The sequence below is a fragment of the Oryzomonas japonica genome (assembly GCF_008802365.1).
GTDB classification, from domain to species: Bacteria; Desulfobacterota; Desulfuromonadia; order Geobacterales; family Pseudopelobacteraceae; genus Oryzomonas; species Oryzomonas japonica.
In genome coordinates this window covers 32,081-54,618 of sequence record NZ_VZQZ01000007.1, presented here as the reverse complement: position 1 = coordinate 54,618, position 22,538 = coordinate 32,081, and the positions used below count along the sequence as shown (strand labels likewise).

At 56.9% G+C, this 22,538-nt stretch carries 16 protein-coding genes; 3 read left to right on the top strand and 13 right to left on the bottom strand.

The window, feature by feature from the left end:
* The first annotated feature begins 16 nt into the window (after positions 1-16).
* Positions 17-1,417 carry a ParA family protein gene (locus F6V25_RS11495; RefSeq protein WP_151128709.1) on the top strand — a complete coding sequence of 467 codons (1,401 nt, stop codon included), beginning with the start codon at positions 17-19 and terminating at the stop codon, positions 1,415-1,417.
* 188 nt (positions 1,418-1,605) lie between these two features.
* Here F6V25_RS11495 and recN read toward each other — a convergent pair whose 3' ends face one another.
* The 9 genes from recN to F6V25_RS11450 form a co-directional block, all read right to left on the bottom strand.
* Positions 1,606-3,267, bottom strand: coding sequence for a DNA repair protein RecN (gene recN / locus F6V25_RS11490; RefSeq protein WP_151128708.1), 1,662 nt, complete (start codon positions 3,265-3,267; stop codon positions 1,606-1,608).
* Between the two features lie 254 nt (positions 3,268-3,521).
* Positions 3,522-4,379, bottom strand: a complete 858-nt coding sequence (locus F6V25_RS11485) for an NAD(+)/NADH kinase (protein WP_151128894.1) — start codon at positions 4,377-4,379, stop codon at positions 3,522-3,524.
* Positions 4,380-4,388: 9 nt separating this feature from the next.
* Positions 4,389-7,049, bottom strand: a complete 2,661-nt coding sequence (locus tag F6V25_RS11480; RefSeq protein ID WP_151128707.1) for a valine--tRNA ligase — start codon at positions 7,047-7,049, stop codon at positions 4,389-4,391.
* A gap of 784 nt (positions 7,050-7,833) precedes the next feature.
* Positions 7,834-10,554: a type IV pilus secretin PilQ gene (locus F6V25_RS11475; RefSeq protein ID WP_191966168.1), complete on the bottom strand. Its 2,721-nt coding sequence runs from the start codon at positions 10,552-10,554 to the stop codon at positions 7,834-7,836.
* Between the two features lie 10 nt (positions 10,555-10,564).
* Positions 10,565-11,098 (bottom strand): pilus assembly protein PilP, encoded by a 534-nt coding sequence (locus F6V25_RS11470; RefSeq protein WP_246167032.1) that lies wholly within the window; start codon positions 11,096-11,098, stop codon positions 10,565-10,567.
* A 7-nt stretch (positions 11,099-11,105) separates the two neighbouring features.
* Positions 11,106-11,714, bottom strand: coding sequence for a type IV pilus inner membrane component PilO (locus F6V25_RS11465; protein ID WP_151128704.1), 609 nt, complete (start codon positions 11,712-11,714; stop codon positions 11,106-11,108).
* Between the two features lie 29 nt (positions 11,715-11,743).
* Positions 11,744-12,319: a PilN domain-containing protein gene (locus F6V25_RS11460; protein ID WP_151128703.1), complete on the bottom strand. Its 576-nt coding sequence runs from the start codon at positions 12,317-12,319 to the stop codon at positions 11,744-11,746.
* Positions 12,316-13,371 carry a type IV pilus biogenesis protein PilM gene (pilM, locus tag F6V25_RS11455; protein ID WP_151128702.1) on the bottom strand — a complete coding sequence of 352 codons (1,056 nt, stop codon included), beginning with the start codon at positions 13,369-13,371 and terminating at the stop codon, positions 12,316-12,318. Before pilM ends, F6V25_RS11460 begins: the two co-directional genes overlap by 4 nt.
* Positions 13,372-13,389: 18 nt before the next feature.
* Positions 13,390-13,590, bottom strand: a complete 201-nt coding sequence (locus F6V25_RS11450) for a helix-turn-helix transcriptional regulator (RefSeq protein WP_151128701.1) — start codon at positions 13,588-13,590, stop codon at positions 13,390-13,392.
* 250 nt (positions 13,591-13,840) lie between these two features.
* Between F6V25_RS11450 and F6V25_RS11445 the strand changes: the two genes are divergently transcribed.
* Complete coding sequence (locus tag F6V25_RS11445) at positions 13,841-14,671, top strand: cytochrome C (protein ID WP_151128700.1); 831 nt, start codon at positions 13,841-13,843, stop codon at positions 14,669-14,671.
* 156 nt (positions 14,672-14,827) lie between these two features.
* Here F6V25_RS11445 and F6V25_RS11440 read toward each other — a convergent pair whose 3' ends face one another.
* From F6V25_RS11440 to F6V25_RS11425, 4 genes are all read right to left on the bottom strand, one after another.
* The gene (locus F6V25_RS11440; RefSeq protein WP_246167031.1) at positions 14,828-16,093 is read right to left on the bottom strand and encodes a putative nucleotidyltransferase substrate binding domain-containing protein; all 1,266 of its coding nucleotides are present in this window, start codon (positions 16,091-16,093) and stop codon (positions 14,828-14,830) included.
* 77 nt (positions 16,094-16,170) lie between these two features.
* Positions 16,171-18,156: a solute symporter family protein gene (locus F6V25_RS11435; RefSeq protein WP_151128699.1), complete on the bottom strand. Its 1,986-nt coding sequence runs from the start codon at positions 18,154-18,156 to the stop codon at positions 16,171-16,173.
* Positions 18,157-18,169: 13 nt separating this feature from the next.
* Entirely contained in the window at positions 18,170-18,478 is a 309-nt protein-coding gene (locus tag F6V25_RS11430) for a DUF485 domain-containing protein (protein WP_151128698.1), read from the bottom strand.
* Positions 18,479-18,574: 96 nt separating this feature from the next.
* Positions 18,575-19,351 (bottom strand): IclR family transcriptional regulator, encoded by a 777-nt coding sequence (locus F6V25_RS11425; protein WP_151128697.1) that lies wholly within the window; start codon positions 19,349-19,351, stop codon positions 18,575-18,577.
* 464 nt (positions 19,352-19,815) lie between these two features.
* Here F6V25_RS11425 and secA point away from each other — a divergent pair, with 464 nt between their 5' ends.
* Positions 19,816-22,506, top strand: coding sequence for a preprotein translocase subunit SecA (secA, locus tag F6V25_RS11420; RefSeq protein ID WP_151128696.1), 2,691 nt, complete (start codon positions 19,816-19,818; stop codon positions 22,504-22,506).
* Positions 22,507-22,538 lie beyond the last annotated feature (32 nt).

Here is a 22,538-nt window from a genome sequence, read left to right as displayed (position 1 = left end):
ACTTTGAAGGATATGCATGCAGAACTATCCCTATATCATTACCATTTCTTCGGAAAAAGGCGGGGTCGGCAAAACCACCCTGGCTTCCAACCTGGCCATCTACCTGAAGGCCATGCGCGACGACCTGCCGGTCACGATCTTCTCCTTCGACAACCACTTCACCATTGACCGGATGTTCGAGCTGCCGGGCCAGAATCTGACGGGCACGGTCTTCGAGATGCTGAAGGGTGTCCCGGCACGGGAACTGGTACATGTCGGCCAGTACGGCGTCAGCTATATCCCTTCCTCGACCGAGTTGGGGGAGATGAACGAAAATTTCCGGGGCCCCATGAGCCTGACGCGCATGTTCGCCGAATGCGGCTTTGGCGGCATCGTCATCATCGATACCCGGCCGGATCTGAACATCCTGACCCAGAACGCCCTCTATGCCGCCGACCGGGTGCTGATCCCGGTCAAGGACATGCCCAGCCTGGAGAACTGCAAGAATATCTTCGCCCTGTTCGACCAGCGCGGCATCGACAAGAAATCGCTCTCGCTCATCCCCTGCCTGATCGACTCGCGCATCAAATTTGACGGGCTGTTCAAGGACCAGAAGACTCTGCTGCGGGCCTTTGCCATCAATCGTGGCTACCGCTGCATGGATACCTACATTTCCAAAAGCCCCAAGGTGGAGAGCCTCAATACCAACCCGGACGGCAAGATCTATCCGATCCTGACCCATGCCCGCGGTACCGATGTCCACGGCCAGTTCACCGAGATCGCCCGGGATATTCTGCGGAATTTCGATGCCACCCCGGAGCCCCGTTCCTGTCTGTATGCAGCCTGGCTGAGGGAAAAGGAAGGGAAAAAGAAGGAGTCCTACCTTGCCCGGCTGGAGGGGCTTGCCGAGCGCTGCCTGGTCTGCGGGGCGCTCCTGTCGGAGCAGCCGGAGCGCCGGGGATTCTATTACGAGACGTCCGACCGGGCCAGCCGAGGCTTCCTGCATAGCGACTGTTTCACCGACCTGCTCTGTGCGGCGCTCTATGGCATGACCGACCAATCCCAGGCCTACGGCGCAGCGCGCATGGTGATTGCCGACCGGGCGCAGAAAACCGTCTCCCTGTTCTTGCCCCAATCCCAGGGAGCGTCGGCCATGCTCGATTATCGGCAGTTCAGCCATGATGGGGATCAGCTTTTCAGGAAGGAATTGTCGATGCAGGGGTTCAGCGAGGGGGAATTCGACGGTATGAACGACCGGCTCTTCCTGCTCTTGAATGAATCCCTGGCAGGGTATGAGGGCTCGTTGCGTGAAAATACCTGGCTGGCGGTGCATCCCGTGGATGCCGACGCCCCGGAAACGGTGCTTCAGGATGAGCGTTATCGCGCCATACGGCAGGTTCATGCCAGGATCGCCGAGCAGCTTGGACAATCAGCCTAAAGACGGCAACCATTCACCACAAAGGCACAAAGAACACAAAGAGTTATCGGTAAACCGGCATTCACTCAAAAGGCGAGTTCGGCCCACTACAAGATTTCCACATAACTTGCTGAAATTATTTGTGCAACCTTGTGACCTTTGTGCCTTTGTGGTGAACAGCTTTTTTCTGAGTCAATGAGAGAGGCTGGTTAGCCGCCGGTCGCCGCCAGCATCTCCGCGGCATGGGTCAGGGCCGAATCGGTGATCTTGGCGCCGGCCAGCATCCGGGCTACCTCATGGGTGCGCTCTCCATCCACCAGCGGAACGACTCGGGTGGTCGTTCTGCCGTTTGCCACCTGTTTCTCCACCCGCAGATGCTGACCGGCGAAAACAGCCACCTGCGCCAAGTGGGTGATGCAGAGCACCTGTTGAACCGAAGCGACCTTTTTCAGTTTTTGTCCCACCATCTCCGAGGTTGCGCCGCCAATGCCGGTATCCACCTCGTCAAAGATCAATGTCGGCACATCCCCCTCGGGCAGCACCTGTTTGAATGCCAGCATAAGCCGCGACAACTCGCCGCCGGAGGCGACCCGGGCCAGGGGCCGGGGCGGCTCGCCCGGGTTGGGGGAAAAAAGGAGTTCAACCCGTTCGTACCCCGTGGAGCGCGGCTCCGCCAACGGCTCCAGGAGCGTTTCCACGACAGCGTTCTTCATGGCAAGCTGGTGGACCTCCGCGGCCAGCGCCTTGGAGAGGGCGCCCGCGGCAGTCGAACGCCGCTTTGTGAGGTCGTTCCCCCTCTTTTGCACGTCATGGGCAAGCCGCTCCCGCTCCTCTTCCAGGTTGTGCTTGTCCTGTTCCCGATTCAGTAACGTTTCTATCTCGCGATCGAGCCCCTGCTTGAATTCGAGAATAGCCTCAACAGTGGGGGCATATTTCCTTTTGAGTCGGTGTATCAGATCGAGGCGGTCGTCGGCCAGTTGCAACGCCAGGGGGTCGGCCTCGATGCGGGAGGCATAATCGCGCAGCATGATGGCGGCATCCTCCGCCTGCAGGTAGGCGTTTTCCAGGGAGGCCGCCAATCCCTCCAGGCTGTGGTCGATTTCAGAGATCTCGGCAATGGAGTTTTTGATGCGGCGCAATTGCCCGAGGATCGCCCCATCACCCTCATAGAGCCGTTCAAAGGCCTCTGCGCTGACGCTCCCCAGCTTTTCGGCACCGGCAAGCAGCTGGCGGCGTTCCTCCAACTCCTCCTCCTCCCCGACCCGCAACTCCGCCCGGCCGATCTCATCGGACTGATACGACAGGAGATCGAGCCGCCGTTCCGCCTCTCGTTCCTCTTCATCCAGGGTCGCAAGACGCTCCCGAAGGGCGCGGAAGCGTTCAAAGCTTCGGGCGAACTCCTCCCGCTGCGGGTTCAACCCGGCGTAGGCATCCAGGAGCAGGAGATGGTTTTCCGGGCGAAGCAGGGTCTGGGACTCATGTTGACCATAGATATTGATCAGGCGGGGGGCGATATCGGCCAGCAGCGCCAGGGTGGCCATGCTCGCATTGATGAAGATCCGGTTTTTCCCGGCCCGGGAGATGGAGCGTTTCACGAGCAGCTCGTTGTCGCAGTCAAACCCCGAATCCCGGAGTTTCCGGGCCACCTCGGGTTGACCCGATATGTCGAACAGCGCCTCCACGACCGCTTCGTCAGCCCCGGAGCGGATCAGGTCGGCCGAGGCGCGCCCCCCCATGATGAGGCCGACTGCATCGATGATGATCGACTTGCCGGCGCCGGTTTCGCCGGTCAGCACGGTAAGCCCCTGCTTGAAGGAGATATGCAGGGTGTCGATGATGGCGATGTTTTTGATGGTCAGGTCGGTCAACATGGGATTACGCTCCGCAACGCAGGCAAATAATAGGCTTTTGAAAAACTCAGATTGATCAAAGGTTGTTCAAAAATAGTCAGATCGTCGCACCCGCTAGACAAGCCCTGCGGAGGCGTAGCAGCGCTACGCCGCACAATTTCACTCGTGAAATTGGACCGCGAAGGCGCCCGGAGGGTGAGGCCACAGGCCGAAGTCACAAAGTGGCCTTCGAGGATGGCTGCGAGATGGCTGTTTTTCAACAACCTCCCATGGCCTCATTGCCCTCCCCACTTCAGTTTCGTCCGCAGGACCTCGTAATAATCCCGGCTGCGGGACATGACCAAGGCGGTGGTCTTGAGAGCGGCCCGCACATCCACCGAATCCTTTTCCATCAACTCGAAACCGACCTGGCCGTCCAGGGTCAGGTAGACCTTTTCGTCGTAGGACGACGCCACGGTAATGGACACATTGGACGCATCGGAAACCACGATGGGACGGTTCGTCAGGGTGTGGGGGCAGATGGGGGTAATGACAATGCAACTCATCTGGGGGTGGATGATGGGACCGCCCGCGGACAGGGAATAGCCGGTGGAACCGGTGGGCGTGGAGATGATCAGCCCGTCGGCCCGGTAGGTGGTCAGGGGATGGCCGTTGACCTTGGTTTCCAGGTCGATGATCCGGGCCAGAGCCCCCTTGTTGATGACGATATCGTTCAGCACATGGTGTTTCTCGATCTCCCTCCCCTCCCGGCGGACGCTCACCTCCAGCATCATCCGCTCCGAGACGTGGGGATGCCCCTTCAGGCACAGTTCCAGGACCGGGTAGAGTTCCTCCACCGTCACCTCGGTCAGAAAGCCGAGGCTTCCCAGATTGACCCCCACAATGGGGACCTCCCTGCCGCTGAAGAGCCGGGCCACCGAGATCAGCGTGCCGTCACCTCCCAGCACCACCACCAGTTCGGCCTGCTCGCGGATGTTCTCGGCCGTGGTCCCCTTGTGATAGCCGATGTGGCTGGCCAGGTGCACCTCCACCAGGGGCTGGCACTCCCGTTCCTCCAGCCAGTTGATGAGGTCGTCGGCAACCCCCTGGCAGCGCGGGTCATGCTTTTTGGCGAATATTGCGACCTTGTGTATCCCCATGTATCAGCCCTTCAGGTGTCTGATCTTTTCCAGGCTCGCTTCCAGCACCAGTTTTTTATCGGTCACCTCGGCCAGCTTTTCCCGCTCCTTGGCGACCACATCCGCCGGGGCACGCTCGACAAAGCTGGGGTTCTCCAGCTTCTTCGAAAACAGGTCGATCTCTTTTTCAATCTTGGCGATTTCCTTGAGTAGGCGCTTCTCTTCCTCCTCCACATCCACCAGCCCCTTGAGCGGCACGAAGATCTGCACGTCTCCCGCCACCTGGATGGAGGCGTCCTCCGGCTTCTCGATCCCCTGCCCCATGGCCAGGTCGGCGACCCGGGCCAGGCTGACGATGGCCCCTTCGTTGTGCTTCATCAGCCTGAGGCTCTCCTCAGTGCCGCAGGAGAGGATCACGCTAATCTCCCTGGATGGGGGTACCTCCATCTCGCCTCGGATATTGCGGATGCCGGAAATAACGGCCATGACCCGCTCCATGTTGGCGGCCGCTTCGGGGTGGGAACGCTCCGGGGCCGGTTCCGGGTACGGGGCCAGCATGATGGTTGCCCCCTTCGTACCGGGCAGGGCCTGCCAGATCTCCTCGGTGATAAAGGGCATGAAAGGGTGCAGCAGCCGCAACAGGTGTTCCAGGGTGTACCAGAGCACATACTGGGCCGTCTTCTTGCGCAGCGGGTCGTCGCCGTACAGGTCTTTCTTGGAGAGTTCCAGATACCAGTCGCAGAACTCACTCCAGGTAAACTGGTACAACCCCATGGCCGCCTCGTTGAAGCGGTACTCCGTCAGAGCCTTGCCGGTCTCCCGGGCGGTCTCGTTCAGGCGGTGCAGGACCCACCTATCCCCTTCGGAGAGTGGCAATTCCGTCAATTTCAGGGTGTCGGGATCGAACCCTTCCAGGTTCATCAGAGTGAACCGGGCGGCGTTCCACACCTTGTTGCAGAAATTGCGGTAGCCGGCGATACGCTCCTCGGCCAGCTTGATGTCCCGCCCCTGGGCGGCAAACGCGGCCAAGGTGAACCGGAAAGCATCGGTGCCGTACTGGTCGATGATCGTCAGCGGGTCGATCACGTTCCCCTTGGATTTGCTCATCTTCTGCCCGTGAGCATCCCGTACCAGGGCGTGGATGTACACATCCCCGAAGGGAACCTCGTCCATGAAGTGCAGCCCCATCATCATCATGCGGGCCACCCAGAAGAAGAGGATGTCAAAGCCGGTCACCAGGCAGGAGGTGGGATAAAAAGTGGCCAGTTCCGCCGTTTTTTCGGGCCACCCCATGGTGGAGAAGGGCCACAGTGCCGAGGAAAACCAGGTATCCAGGACATCGGTCTCCTGGCGGAGCTCATCGCTCCCGCACTTGCAGCAGGTCGCCGGGGCCTCCATGGCCACAGTCACCTCGCCGCAGTGGTCGCAGAACCAGGCAGGGATGCGGTGCCCCCACCAGATCTGGCGCGAGATGCACCAGTCGCGGATGTTTTCCATCCAGTCGTAGTAGGTATTTTCCCACTGTTTGGGGAGGATGCGGGTTTTGCCCTCCTTCACCGCCGCCAGAGCCCGCTCCGCCAGGGGGGCGACCTTTACGTACCACTGCAGGGAGAGGTAGGGCTCCACCACGGTCTTGCAGCGGTAGCAGCCCCCCACCGCCATGGCGTGGTCCTCGATTTTTTCCAGCAGCCCGGCCGCTTCCAGTTCCTCGACGATCCGCTTGCGGGCCTCGAAGCGGTCCATCCCCTCATACTGGCGCCCTTCGGCGTTGATGATGCCGGATTCGTCTAATACGTTGATCTTATCCAGACCATGACGCTGGCCCACCTCGAAGTCATTGAAATCGTGGGCCGGGGTGATCTTCACTACCCCGGTGCCGAATTCCCGGTCCACGTAGTCGTCGGCAATCACCGGGATCTCGCGGTTGACCAAGGGCAGGATCACCTTCTTGCCGACCAGGGCCTGATAGCGTTCATCCTCGGGGTGCACAGCCACAGCCGTATCGCCCAGCATGGTCTCGGGACGGGTGGTGGCCACCACCACGTATTTGCCCGGTTCACCGGCCACCGGATAGCGGATGTGCCACAGGTGCCCCTTCTTGTCCTCGTGCTCCACCTCGATATCCGACAGGGCCGTATGGCAGCGGGGGCACCAGTTGATCAGGCGATTGTCACGGTAGATGAGGCCGTCCTGGTACAACTTGACGAACACGGTGCGCACCGCCTTGGACAACCCTTCGTCCATGGTGAAGCGTTCCCGCTCCCAATCGCAAGAAGCGCCCAAGCGCTTCAACTGGCCGATGATTTGGCCGCCCGACTCGGCCTTCCACTTCCAGACCCGCTTGATGAATGCCTCGCGCCCCAGTTCGTGGCGATCCTTCTTCTCGGCGGCAAGCTGGCGCTCCACCACGTTTTGCGTGGCAATGCCGGCATGGTCGGTGCCCGGCATCCAGAGTACGTTGTACCCCTGCATCCGTTTCCAGCGGCAGAGGATATCCTGCAGGGTATTGTTGAGGGCGTGCCCCATGTGCAGGGCGCCGGTAACGTTGGGAGGGGGGATGACGATGCTGAAGGGCTTCTTATCCGACGTAGCGGCGGCACGGAAGTATCCCTTGGCCTCCCATTCCGCGTACCATCTTTTTTCCACGTCGTGCGGCTCGTAGCCTTTTGCCAGTTCTTTGCTCATGGTTGCATGACACCTTTAACGTAATAAATTTCAAGCTGTTCAGGAGTGTTGACCGGCAGCGCCTCGCGGCACCGCTGTCAATTGTCACACCCGAACAGCCACTATAAAAAAAACAGGGGGATTATGCAACATCCCCCTGCGATAAAATGTTTTTCATTTCCCAATGTGATGGCTTATGAATTTTTAGCCGCTAAAAAAATCATGATAAATTCATTACTTGATGGTGCAACCGCTAAAGGTGCTAAACGTTGCAGCAGGGACAACAGCTTGTACGGATGCATTCATACTTCCAATTGATGCACTGATGACTACTCTTATAGGTGTACCGATTTGCTGCGTGACTGAATACGAATGTACAACACTGGGGCTATCGGTAAGTGTATCCGTAGAACTACTCATCAGGACACTATTTTCCCATTCAGATATGGCAATCTTTACCCCATTTGGCACAGATCCCGTTACCAAAGTGGGGGGAGTGTAGGTGACAGTAGCACTAACTGTTTGTAATCCACAAGAATTGGTATTGGTTGTAACGGACGGCGTGCTAATAGTAAGACTCCCACTGGTATCAGTGTTACTGCCACAGGACTGTAATACCAAAATGGCAAACAACGTCAATACAAATTCGTAATAGCGAAACAATTTCATGTAGCCTCCAAATATTTATGTCAAAGTATAAATTGTATTTTTCAAAATATTAATTCATCAACAGGCTAATTTTGAAAAAATAATAACAATAGTTGTGATTAGATATCTACTGATACTGAATAAAGGTATTTTGTTATCAAATCGTATTCAAAATTCTCGGCGTAATAAATATCAGCAACTCGGTCTTTGTCTTCTGCTTTGAATTCGATTTAAAGAATTTCCCCAGGAAAGGGATGTCCATCAAGAAGGGGACGCCTTCATCGGACTCAGTATCGTTGTCGACGTAGATCCCGCCGATAACCGTGGTTTCTCCGTCACGCAGCAGCATCTCGGTCGTGGCCTGTTTCTTATTGATCGATGGTGCGGTGCTGCCGCTCGGGACCGCGCCGGGAGAGTCGTTTTTGGCGTCGATTTTCATGCTGATCGTCCCATTGGCGTTGATATGCGGGGTCACCTCCAGCGCCAGGGCCGCCTCGACGAACTTGGTTTCAACCTTGTCGGAGGTGGATGACGTGTAGGGGATCTGCTGTCCCTGGGTGATCTTGGCGGTCTTGTTGTTCAATGTCGCGACCTTCGGCGTTGAGACGATTTTAACAAGCCCTGCGGTTGCCGCGGCATTCAGACGCATATCAAGCTGAATATTGCTGGTGAGGGAGCCAAAGGAAATGCCGGTCGCCGTCCCGGAGTTGCTGCTGGCACCGGACGTGGACGGGACCGTCGAGACCGCGCCGCCAAACGTGGTGTCCAGGGAGTTGATCCCGAGAAACGATGCAGAACCGTCCCGGTAATGGATACCCCAGTTTACGCCAAGGGAGCGGGTGAAGGTCGAGGTTGCCTCCACAATCCGGGCTTCGATCATGACCTGCTTTTCCGGCACATCGAGTTGCTGCAACAGCTTGCGCATGTCGTCAAGAGCCTGGGGGATATCCTTGACGATCACCTTGTTGGTGCGCGTATCCGGGGAAATCACGCCGCGTTCGCTTTTCAGCCCGTTGAACTGACCGGCAATGGTCCCAATATCGGCATAATTGATGCTATAGGTTTCGGTTTTGAGCTCGATGGATTTCGTCAAAGCCTTTTTGATCTCTTGTTCTTCTTCAGCCTGGGACTTGAATTTCCCCTTGCCCTTGATGATGATGATGTTGCCCTCTTCGCGCTTGTCGAGACCCTTGGTGTCGAGGATGATATCCAGGGCCTGATCCCACGGCACGTTGACCAGCTTGATGCTGATCGTCCCGGTGACATCGTCTCCAAGCACGAAGTTCTTGCCGCTGACCTCGGAGAGGAGTTGGAAGATCTTGCGCACTTCGGCATCGGCAAATTCGAGGGTGACCTTCCGCCCCTTGTAGTGTTTCACCAGTTCACCTGATTTGGCCGAAGAATCCGGTGCCGGTGCCAGTTCAGAGGTTATATCCGCATCTTTTGCGACAGGATGCCGGGGATGGAAATGTGCTTCCGGGGTCCCCAGATCCAAAGTCCCTGCCGTGAGTCCTTCGGGATTTTTGAAATCGATATAGAACATATCGCCTTCATGGCGGAATTCATACGATGCGGCGACGCGCAACGCGATACGCACTTTGGTGTCGGTGCCTTTGCGGGTCTTGACCATGAAGGGGGTAACCCGAAGAACCGGCGTCGCGAAGGCCTGGGCATCCAGGGAGCGTTGCAGCCGCTTCGCAAGTGTGGCGTTCCGCAGTGTCAGGGTAACATACCCCGGTGTCTTCACCGGCTGCTCGGCGTCAACATTGCCCCTTACCTTGACAGCAACGCGGGACACACTGTCGATCACCTGAAAGTCGATCATCTCTATGGTGGCGGGGCCGGTTACCGTGCGCGTCTCAGCCTTGGGCTGTGCGACGGGAGCGGGTGCCGATGGCTCTGCCGTCTTTTGAGGTGCCTTGGCGGGCATTTTTTGCGGGACAGCCGCGTTATCTGTTGTTGCCGCTGCGGACGCGCCGGCAAGGACAACCCTCACCCCTTCATCAGCTTTCGTGGTTGTGGCTTCTGGGAAACTGCCGTTGATCGCATCGAGTACGACGCGGGTCTTGTCGGGATAAAGGCCGATACGGGCCGAGGCGACCCCAATGGCGTTCAGGGGAATAAAACGGTTGGGCAGGATACTCGTGACGCCGAACAGGTCGATGACATAACGCTCGGGTTTATTGAGCCTGAACGTCTTGAATTCTTCCACGCCGCCATCGACGGCAAGGATTATGGCGCCATCTTTTGCCGTAACGGCGTTCAAGGCACGCCTCGTGACCGCCACGGGCACGGCCGGCTGCAGGTTGGCGCCAGCTTGGGCGGGTTCTGGGGTCTTTGCCCCACCGGAAACGGGCATGACCGCCGGAGCAGGATTATTTCCAGGGATGCCGGTCGTTTTCTCGGTCGTTACCGTTCCCGCAGTCGAAGCATGTTGAACCGGAAAGGCGATATGCAACTCGCCGGGTTGGGCCGGGGAGGCGGAGATAATCGCGTCGATATCATTGACCAGTTCCACGCTGATACGTGTCAGTGTGCCGGCAGCGGTGTCAAAACGGCTGACGTTGACGCTTTTGATATTACCCTTATTGATGGCAACCGGAGCCGTAATGGCGCCTTGAGTCGTTTGAGACAGATCTATCACCAGGCGAAGCGGGGCGGTGGTCTTATAACTTGTATAGGTGGCAGGCGAGGAAAGCCTGACGACAAGCTCCGCAGCTTCGCCTTCACCGGATGCGTTTATCGATTCGATGGCGGCAAGCTTGACTTTAGCGGGCTCCGGGGCGGATTCCGCACTGCCTGCCCCACCCGCAAGAAAGACTGCCGACACAGTCAAGACAAAGGCTAGAACAATAGATTGTCTCATAAACCACTTCATGCGGAACTCCTTATTGTTTCCTGGGAAGGGTGATTTTGATGGTTTCCTTGCGCACCCGACCGTTGTCGTCTCTGAATTGCTCCAGCACATCCACACCGCTATTGCTGATCGAGGTGATGCGGCCGTTGTTCTTGCCGATCGTCATGCCCACCTTGAGAACATATCCCTTGCCGCTGGGGTCAACAACCATTGCCTTGTTTTGCCGGTCACCCGTCACCACGCCGATCAGCTTGAACTGGCCGACATCGAAGCTATGGATAGGGAGGCCGCCACTTTGGGCGGCTCTGCTCACATTGCCCGCCGCCGGCGCCGGATGCAGCTTAACGACCAAAAAGGGCTTAAAAGGATCTTTTTTGTTGCTGAAGTCGAATTGATTTACCGGCGGCGGCTGTAGCTTAAGCGCCGAACTTACCGCTTTTTGCACCGGTTTGGGCTGTTGCGGCGCAGCGGTTTTGGGCGGCTGGGCAACCGTTGCGGGCGGCTCTTTTTTCTTGCAGCCCGGCAGTGTGGCAACCACGATGCCCATGACAACAATGATCGCCACGAAACGGCTATTTGGGAGCAGGCTTCTTCTTATCATCCTTAATCTCTTTCTTATCAAGGAAGCGGAATGTGGTCGCGAGACAGGTAACCTTTGTCATCATCCTGTTGTTGACATTCTTGATATCGGCAAAAGCCACGTTGGTTATGTTGACGATGCGGGGGAGGTTGGCAACAGCGGCAAAAAAGTTGGCAACGCTGTAATACGACCCGGACACGGTAATGTCAACCGGCACTTCGGCATAGAAATCCTTGGGAGCTTCCGCTTTGGGCTTGAATACGAGGAAATCGAGTCCCGCCCCCTTGCCCAGGGTGGTGATACTTGTCAAGAGCGACGGAATTTCCTTGGAGTTGGGGAGTTCGGTCAGCGCCTGGGCGAGTTCCCGGTTGAGTTGATCATATTCCCGTTGGAGCCGGGGAAGATTGTTGGCAACCCTGGTCTTCTCATCGATCTCGTTCTGGAGCCGCGACAAGTCCGCTTCCAGGCTGTTCAGCTCTTTATACTTGGGCAGGTACAACACATAGAGCAGCGCAGCGGCTTCCACGATCACCACAAGCACAAGTATGAGGATCTTTTGTTTTGTCGGCAGTTTTAGAATTTTTTCGACTTGCGGATCCATAGCCAGTCCATCCTAGTTCAAATAAAATGCTATTTCTTAGGGGCGGCCGCGGGCTGCGGCGGGGCAGCTGACTTCAACTTGCACGTCAATTCAAACTTTTTCAATTTGGTCCCCCCCAACTCCATCTGCTCGGACACGACCAGTTCGACCCCCATGAAATCACGGGATGCCTCGAGGCTGCGCATGAAAGAGGCTATCAACTCTTCCGTATAAGCGATGCCCGACAACTTGATGTCGGCGCCGTTTTCCGTGTAGCTGGTAAGCCAAAGCTGCTCGGGGGTAATGTCGCTTAACGTGGCCAACCGCTCGGCCGGGCCGGTTTTATTTTTGCGCAACTGTGCCAGGACATCCAGCTTTTTCTTCACCTGGTCCTTCAGGGTTTTGAGCTCTTCAAGCTTGCCGATCCTCTTCTTCAACGCCCCGATTTTTTCATTGGCTGCCGTAATGTCCGTCTGTGCGGAAGCAATTTGCATCCGCTTAACGATATATAAGGACACCACAACCACAGCCACCAGCAGCAGACTAACGCAGAAGATGGAGATCTGCTGGACGGCCGTCTCTTTCTTTTTCGCGGCACGAACCGGCAATAAGTTGATCTTGATCATTTGTCCCCTGCCCTCCTTATGGCAAGCCCAACGCTTACCGCCATGAGCGGGCCGATTTCCTGAAGGTATTCAGGGTCAAAATCCTTTTCATTATACTTGAGCTTTGCAAACGGGTTAATGATCTCAACCGGCAAGCTCAGTTTTTCACTCACCGTTTCATTCAAACGATAGACCTTGGAACATCCCCCGCTCACGAATATCTTGGTGATACGGTCCTCGTTTGCCGTAGAGTTGTAAAAATCGAGCGAACGGCGTATCTCCTGGGTAAGGGTGTCGTTCACCTTGCCCAGGACATCCAGCAGGGCGCTGTTCTGCGCTTCATGGGCCAGGAGCTTTGCCGATTCCGCTTCAGCGCTGCCCAGGCCCATCTGTTTCTGAATCTCTTCGGTATAGAGATTGCCACCCATCTGGACATCGCGGGTCAAAAGCGTGATGCCGTCTTTGACTATGTTGATATTCATGATGTTGGCGCCAATATTGATGAGCGCCACGACCTCGTCCGGGCCGGCATCATGATTGATTTCAAAGGCATTCTGTACGGCGAATGAATCCACATCAACCACGGACAACTGCATGGCCGCTTCGTTGAAAACAGCCACATAGTCGTTGATTATGTCCTTTTTGCTGGCAACGAGCAGCACATTCATCTTGGTAGAATCGATACTGTCGGGCGAAAGTATCTGGAAATCCATATTGACGTCATTGATGTCAAACGGGATGTATTGCTCCGCTTCCCATGTAATTTGGTCTTCCAGCTCCTCGACCGGCATCGCGGCAAGGGTGATCTTGCGGATGATGACGGAGTTGCCCGAGATCGAGCAGGCGACGTCCCTGACCTTGACCCCCAGACTTGCCGTCAGGCTTTTTAGCGCTGCAACAATAGAGGCGCTATCGATAAGCGTGTTGTCCACGATAGCTTCCGGCGGAAGCGGCACAATACCCACATTAAGAAGCTGAAAAGCATCTTTGAGGCATTTGATCTGCACCAGCTTTACCGAACTGGAGCCAATGTCTATTCCGATGACGTCTTTTTGCTTTCTAAAAAGAAACATATCAGGTTCCCGTTGTCGTTAATCCTGAAAAACCTTATTTTTGTCATCTAGCGAGTAGCCCAATGCAAGGATAATCTTCCGTTTGGTTTCAAGGCGGCAGCTTTCCCCCCGCTCGATCCGATCCACCGTGAGCGCAGACACCCCGGCTTTGCGGGCAAGTTCCGACTTGCTCATAAGCTTTGATTCGCGGATTGTCTTCACCTGATTTGTGCATTTCATAGTAATACCGTACCACCTCTTTTTTTAGCTTGATCATCTATTTACAACAATTTGAAAAACTGTCAACTACTTTTTATATAATTAATACATAAAAAACCAATTAATTGCATAATATCCCATAAAATAAAGACACCCACATAATCGCGACAACAGCCAAACACCACGGCCCGCCAAAATGTCTGTTGCAAAATTCGCCTTATTTTGTCTATAATTAGCCCCGTTTTTATTCAATTGAGATGAAGGAGGAAAAATGAAAATTGCAGCTCGCTTTTTGGCAGCACTCTCCTTGGCCGTCAGCCTCGCTGGTGGCGCATGGGCAGCAGACTCCGCCACGTCGCTTGTCAACCTTGACTGCGTCAAGTGCCATGCCCAGCCCCCGGCAGACATTGCGGCTGCTGGGGGAGCTCACAAAACAAGCGTATCCTGTCTGGACTGCCACATCGGCCACCCCCCCGCAGTCAAAAAACCGATTCCCAAGTGCAGCATGTGCCACTCCGACAAGCCGCACTACAAGCTTGCGGGATGCCTCTCCTGTCACAAAAATCCGCATAGGCCCAAGGACATCTCCTTCGGCCGCAACGTGACCGACCCCTGTCTTTCCTGCCACAGCGGCCAGATCAAGCAACTCAGGGAAAACAAGAGCAAACACACCGCCCTGAACTGTTCCTTCTGTCACGACGTGCATGGCAAGATCCCCCTGTGCACCCAATGTCACAAGCCCCACTCCAGCGACATGACCGCTGCCGATTGCAAGAACTGCCATAAGGCCCACATGCCGAAGGTGGTCACCTATGGCTCGTCTCTCCCCAACAAGAACTGCGCCGCCTGCCACAAGAACGCCATGTCGTTCCTGTCGGCCAGCAAAACAAAGCATGGCAAGCTCCTGTGCGTAACGTGCCACCAGAACAAGCACAAGATGCTGCCCAAGTGCCAGGATTGCCACGGCACTCCGCATCCGGCAGGTATCCTGACCAAGTTCCCCAGATGCCAGGATTGCCACAACATCGCCCACGACCTGAATAACTGGACGAGCAAGGCGCCGGTAGTAAAAGCCAAAAAGGCTGCTGGCAAAAAACGTTAGCAGTTTCGGCACCAACAAAGTCTGCACCATCAAAAAGGGAGTGTCACAAGACACTCCCTTTTACTATTCAGGCTCTGTTTCACTTGTAGCGGCGAACTGATGTTCGCCCAATCCGGCGCGTATGCGATACGCATCTGCCGGAATCGCCACGGAGCTCTACATGATCGAAAAATTCGTGTGGATGATCTTCTGCAACTCCTCGATCCCGACAATCGCATGACGGATCTTTTCGTGCTCTTCGGCAGGCAACCGGTAGGGGTTCAGATAGTGGGAATCGCTCTGGATCCCCTTGATCACGTTGATCTGCATGAGGATGCGGTATTTGGTCAGGATGTAATACGCCTCGCGTAAACCTTGGGCCATCTCCGCCGAAAAGCTCCCTTCCTTTTCGAGAAAAGCGATACGCTCCACGGTATTTGTCGCGGGCACCCCCTGGTTAATGGCGAGAATACGTATATTCATCACCAAGGGAGCCCAGGCCAACAGTTTCAGATTGAATTCCCCCTTGTGCTCGCCGCTCCCCTCGGTCCAGAGCCGCTTCATGAATCCCAGCGCCAGCCTCATCTCCGTTGCCGCCCGGGCCATCCCCCACAAGACCTGAAAGTAATCCCGCTCCATCCCCCTGATCAACCCGATGAGTTCTTGGGCTATGGAGCGGTCTCCGGCAACGCAACGCGCATCGGAGAGAACGATCAAATCCATCATATTCTTGCCGTAATCATCCACCTCATACCTGACAATGGCCAAAAGGCGCTTGCGCCACTGGGCAAGAGAACCTCGCCAGGTCAGGTTTGTCGGCATGATGCCGCCGGTGCAACGCTTGAAGCCGGCCTCCTCCAACCGGTCCACCAACAGCGTGGAGTAATCCAGGAAATAGCTGTCCGCCTCCTCGCCGCCACCGTCGCCGTAGACGATCAGGTAATCCTGGTCCGTAATCAGGGTCTGTTCCTCGCGCCCATCGCTGCCCATACTGACCAGGGCAAACGGGACCGGTGGCACGGGGCAGCCCCTGCTTTCAAGCTCTTCGGCCACCACCGTCATGGCGCGCTTGGCCAATTCGTCCCGGTAATGGGTACAGTTGTGATGAAGGGATGCGACGGAAAAAAGCAGGAGGAAACGCTCGACCTCTATCCGGTTCAGGGCCTCATGGATGTCTTTTAGCTCACGGTGCCCGGCGTCGGCAATAGATCGTATGAGTCGGTCGCATTCGGCGTGCCACCCCGCCATACGTTGTCGATCTTCATCCAAAACAGCGGAGATGCTCCGCAGGAAACGACTGATATCGGCCGCCGTACAATAACGGCTGATACGGCGCAGATCGGGCAACGACCCCAGAATATCGTGATGGGGCGCCTCGACAGGGGAGTGAAGGGCCGCCACCGTTTCCCCGGTTGCCGGCATATCCCGTGACGTTCGCATCATGATGGCTCCCTGAAAAGTAAAAAATGGGGAAAGCCGCAGCTTTCCCCATTATACACATGCTATCGAATATTACACCATCAGTGGTCGATGGCCTTGGCCATGCCGATGCCGGTGTTCTGACGGACATAGATCTCGTCGAACATCTCTTCGGAACGCCTGCTCGGGAATGCCAGGGCTCCAAAGATAGCTGCCAGGAAACCGAGCGGGATGGAGATGATGCCCGGGTTTTTCAAGGTCAGGATCGGTTTGTCCAGCCCCATAATGGACTTGCCGTCCTTGTTCTTCACATAATCGACCTTCGCCTTGGCGAGGGCCTTGGCGTCCTTCTCGTCAAGCTGGGCGCCCATAGGCAGAGCGGCCTGTTTCTTCTCCAGGGCGGTGATGACCTTCTGCGCCCCGGCTGCAACCACCTTGGGATAGGTCATGTTGGGGGAGACCATCACCAGGCCGATGGAGGCGACCGTGCCGACCACCAGGCCGGAGATGACGCCGGCGGTGTTGAATTTTTTCCAGAAGAGCGACAGGATGACCACCGGCAGGTTGCCGGAGGAAGCCACGGCGAAGGCCAGGGCCACCAGGTGGGCGACGTTGGCTTTTTCCGCCATGAGACCGATGATGATCCCGACTGCGCCGACGACCAACGAGGTGATGCGGGCAGCCATGACCTGCTCGTGCTGGTCGGCATGGCCGTCCTTGATCACGTTGACGTAGATGTCGTGGGCGATGGCGGCAGAGGCGGCCAGGACCAGACCGGAGACGACCGCCAGGATGGTGGCGAAGGCGACCGAGCAGAGGAAGGCCAGGAAGAGGTCACCGACGATGGGGGCGATGTCCGCGCCCAACTGCTGAGCCAGGAGCAGGGTGGCCATGTTGCCGCCCGGGTCAACCTGTGTGATGCCCTGGGGGGTTACGTGGATGGCGGCGCCGAAACCGAGCAGGGTGGTAAGGACGTAGAACAGGCCGATGAGCCACATGGCAACGATGACCGACTTGCGGGCCGCCTGGGCCGTGGGCACGGTGAAGAAGCGCATCAGGATGTGAGGCATGCCGGCGGTTCCGAATACCAGGGCCATACCGAGGGAGATCTGGTCCAGCGGCGCCTTCATGAACAGGCCCGGTTCAAGGAAGCGTTGGCCCGCCTCCGTACCGGTCAGGGTAATCCCATCCTTTAACACCAGTTTGGAAACGTGGTCTTGGACGTCGGGGCTGTTGACGATGTCGTTGAAGAAACCGATCGGATTGAAGCCGGCCTTGGCCAAAACCAGGACCGACAGCAGAAAGGCGCCGGACATGAGCAGGCCGGCCTTGATGATCTGGACCCAGGTGGTGGCGGTCATGCCGCCGAACACGACGTAGCCGACCATCAGGATACCGACGCCGATGATGGCGGTCTTGTAGGGAACGCCGACCAGGAGCGCCATCAGCTTGCCGGCGCCGACCATCTGAGCGGTCAGGTAGAAGGTCGAGACGGCCACGGTCGAGATGGCGGCCACGGCTCGTACCGGCTTGGGCTCGGTGCGGAAGGAGAGGATATCCCCCAGGGTGTACTTGCCGGCGTTGCGGCACGGCTCGGCCACGATCAGGAGCACGGTGATGTAGGCCACCAGCCAGCCGACCGAATACATGAACCCGTCATAACCGTAGAGCGATATCAGGCCGGAAATCCCCAGGAAGGAGGCTGCCGACATGTAGTCGCCGGCAATGGCCCAGCCGTTCTGGGTGCCGGTGATGCCACCGCCGGCGGCGTAGAAGTCGGCGGCGGTCTTGGTGTGCCGGGCGGCCCAGACGACAACGCCCAAGGTGATGCCGATGATGACGGCAAACATGGTGAGGGTGATGGTTTTGTCTGCCTTGAGCTCTCTCTTCTTGGCCGGGGCGGGCGCGGCGGCCGGGGCCTGAGCCTGGGCTGCCGGTGCGGCTACCGCGGGCGCGCCGGCACTCGGAGCGGTCGCTGCGGGGGCTGCGTTCGGGCCGGCCGAAGCCTTGGAGGGCTCCTCAGCAAAGGCGGCCGCTGCGACGGAAAGAACCAGACCGGTGGCAATGATGATATTCTTGATAGTCATGTCGTATCCTCCTTTACTGGATTTCTTCGACCAGTTCCCTGGTCAGCCGGTCAAAGTCCTTGTTGGCCACGTGAGCGTAGTAATGAGCCAGACCCCACGACACGAAGAATTGGGAAAGTGCAAAGATATAGCCGAAGTTGATGACGCCGATGATCTTGATCTTGAACAGGCCCGGCGCATACGCTGCCCCGATTGGAAGCAGGAAGTAATACACACAGGAGAATATCCACCAACCGAAGAGGAAAGCGGATTTTTTGTGATGCAGTTCGATAAACTTGGGATTCTTCGCAATTGCTGACCAGTCATACTGTCTCTCTGCCATGGGTTGCTCCTTTCTCTTTATAAACGCGGTCGGCTCACACATCCTTCACGGTATCCGCCTTCAAGCCCCTCCTTTCACATTTCATGTATTATGTCTCTATGAGGCCGGCATCCTGGCATAGCCGAATTTCATCGAAATAACCTCTGCGCCTTCACGCATTGAAGGCACGATTTCCTGCTCAAGACGTTCATGAAGCATGCGGAACGAGGGGGCCAGCATGGTGAGCGCCCCCACGACCTTGCCGGCATAGTCGCGGATAGCCACCGCCACGGCGCAGATGCCATCCCCTACCCCTCCGAAATCGATGGCCACGCCGTTTTTGCGTATTTCATGCAGCTCCTTCTCAAGCTGCTTCAGGTCGGGTGCCCCTGCTTTCCCGACACGGCGCCGCCCCATATGCCTGATAATGTCGGGGGAACTCATGGCCTTGATGGCCTTGCCAGCGGCGTTGGTAAAGAAAGGGAAGCGCTGCCCCACCATGTCCATGGCCTTTATCTGCTGGAACGAGTCCACCATATCGAGAAACAGCACCTCGTCGTTGTTCATCACGGTGATGTATACCGCTTCGTCGTGCTTGCGGGCCAACGCCTCCATCACCGGGTGGGCCAGCCTGATAAGGCTCGCGCTCTTCAGGATGTGTTGCGCCATCTCGAAGGCGTGCAGACCGAGCCGGTAAACCCCGTCACCATCCCGCTCGATGAACCCGCTGTCCTCGAGCGTCGCAAGCAGCCGAAAGACCTTATTCCTGCTCAAGTCGAGCTTTTGGGCCAGCAGGGGAACGGTTACGTGCGCCCCCTCGGCCGCCAGGGCCTCCAGGAGATCGAACGCCTTGAGAACCGACTGAACCGAGTATGTTCCCCTTGCCCTGTCCATAGCATCTCCGCGGCATTCCGCAACAAATGATAACTATCGTTTTAAAATATTTAATGTCACCGTTTTATTTATTATCTAATACAACGTTTTATAAATGTCAACGCATTTTTATACAAAACCATATCTAACACATATTATAAAATAATTTAGAGAAGTTGCAAACAAACCTCCATACAATTGCAGCGACATGAACCGGGTATACCATTATAATAACCATTGTTTTATTAAGCGTTTTTTCGACACTAATAAACGCCATTGTTTTACGATACAACACACCCCAAGGCAACGAAACCAGCCTGGCAACCGCCGGGCATACGTCCCCCCAAAGCAGACCGCCTCCCCGCCGCAAGCGGTAACCAGAGCCGTCCACAGTCAGCCGGGCCTGATTTTTATTGAAGTGCCATGCCGACTTATGTTAGTTTTGAAAGCTATTTTGTCGTTACTAAATTTCGTGGGAGATTGTAATGCTTGGGTCCCTTATCAAAAAGATCGTCGGCAGCAAGAACGAACGAGAGCTCAAGAAGCTCTGGCCGATCGTTACCAAAATCAACGAAATGGAATCCTCCGTCGCCACACTTACGGATGAACAGCTGCGCGGCAAAACAGCTGAATTCAAGGAGCGCCACGCCAAGGGAGAATCCCTCGACGCCTTGCTGCCCGAGGCGTTTGCCGTCTGCCGCGAGGCGGGCAAGCGGGTGTTGGGGATGCGCCATTTCGACGTGCAATTGATCGGCGGCATGGTGCTGCACTCCGGCAAGATTGCCGAGATGAAGACCGGTGAAGGGAAGACCCTGGTGGCCACCCTGCCCGCCTATCTGAACGCCATATCCGGCAAGGGCGTGCACGTCGTCACCGTCAACGACTACCTGGCAAAGCGCGACGCCGAATGGATGGGCCAGTTGTACGGCTTCCTGGGGCTCACGGTCGGCGTGATCGTGCATGGCCTGGAAGACGAAGAACGCCGCGACAACTACGCCGCCGACATCACCTATGGAACCAACAACGAATTCGGCTTCGATTACCTGCGGGACAACATGAAGTTCGACCTGGATGACTACGTCCAGCGGGGTTTCAACTACGCCATCGTTGACGAGGTCGACTCGATCCTGATCGACGAGGCGAGGACACCGCTGATCATCTCCGGCCCGACGGAGGAATCCACCGACAAGTATTACATCATCGACCGCATCATCCCGATGCTGCAACAGGGCGAGGCGAAGGATGTCGAGGCCAACACCCTCTCGGGCAAGCGCAAACAGTACACCGGCGATTTCACCATCGACGAGAAGGCCAAGAGTGCCACCCTCACCGAGCAGGGCGTCCTGAAGGTCGAAAAGCTGCTTAAAATCGACAACCTGTACGACCCGCGCAACATCGAGTCGCTGCATCACGTCCAGCAGGCCTTGCGGGCCCACGCCATGTACAAGCGCGATGTGGATTACGTGGTCAAGGACGGCGAGGTGATGATCGTGGACGAGTTCACCGGCCGCCTCATGCCGGGCCGCCGCTGGTCCGACGGCCTGCACCAGGCCATCGAGGCCAAGGAAGGGGTCAAGATCGAAAACGAGAACCAGACCCTGGCCACCATCACCTTCCAGAACTATTTCCGCATGTACAAAAAGCTCTCCGGCATGACCGGCACCGCCGACACCGAGGCCGAGGAGTTCAACAAGATCTACAAGCTGGAAGTAATGGTCATCCCGACCAACCGGCCGCTCCTGCGCCCGGACTTCCCGGACGTGATCTACAAGACGGAAATGGAGAAGTTCACGGCGGTCATCGAGGACATCAAGGAGCATTACGCCGGCGGTCAGCCCTGCCTGGTGGGTACCATCTCCATCGAAAAGTCCGAGGTGCTCTCGGAATTGCTCAAACGCCAGGGCATCCCCCACAACGTTTTGAACGCCAAACAGCACGAACGCGAGGCCGAGATCGTGGCCCAGGCCGGCCGCAAGAACGCCATCACCATCGCCACCAACATGGCCGGCCGCGGTACCGACATCCTCTTGGGGGGCAATCCGGACTCCCTGGCAAAACAGTGGCGCCGGGCCAACCCCGAGGCCACCGACGAGCAGTACGCGGCAGAGTTGGAAAAATACAGGGCCCAGTGCGCCGCCGAGCACGACGAGGTAGTCAAGCTGGGCGGCCTGCACATCCTGGGCACCGAGCGCCACGAGTCACGCCGTATCGACAATCAGTTGCGCGGCCGTTCCGGGCGCCAGGGCGACCCCGGTTCGTCCAAATTCTACCTTTCGCTGCAGGACGACCTGCTCCGCATCTTCGGCTCCGAGCGGGTGGCCAAGATCATGGACCTGCTCAAGATCGAAGAGGGCGAGGCCATCACCCACACCATGATCACCAAGTCCATAGAAAACGCCCAGAAAAAGGTGGAGGCCCATAACTTCGAAATCCGCAAGAACCTGATCGAGTACGACGACGTCATGAACAAACAGCGCGAGGTGATCTACACCCAGCGCCGCGAGATTCTGGCGGGCCAGGATATCCGCGACAGCTTCCTGGATATGCTGGACGAAACCATAGAAGATATCGCCGCCACCTATTGCATCGAAAAGATGCCGGCCAACGAATGGGATTGGCAGGCCATCGGCGAGTTGGTATTCAAATGCTTCAATCTCCACCTGGATCTGCCCGAGGAAACGCTGCCCCGCCTGAATCCGGCCAATTTTCAGGAGACACTCAGGGAACAGGCCCATGCCATCTTCCAGGCCAAGGTTGGCGAATTGGGAGACGAATTGATCGATCACCTGATCAAGGTCATGATGCTCCAGGCCATCGACAACCACTGGAAGGACCACCTGCTCAACATCGATCATCTCAAGGAAGGCATCGGCCTGCGCGGCTATGGCCAGAAGGACCCCAAGCAGGAGTACAAGAGAGAGGCCTACAACCTGTTCATGGAGATGATCGTCCGCATCCGCGAAGAGGTTGTGGAACGCATCTATTGGGTTCAGGTCAACCACGAGGACGATGTCCAGGAGATCGCCGAGGAACAGCGCACCCAAAAGCTGGTCTTCAACATCTCAGGCGATGATGATCGCCATCAGGAACCGGCCAAGAGCGCCAAGGTGGCGGGCAGGAACGACCCCTGCCCCTGCGGCAGCGGCAAAAAATACAAGAAGTGCTGTGGAAAATAGCAGCCCACACCCATGACCGGCACCGGCGGGAT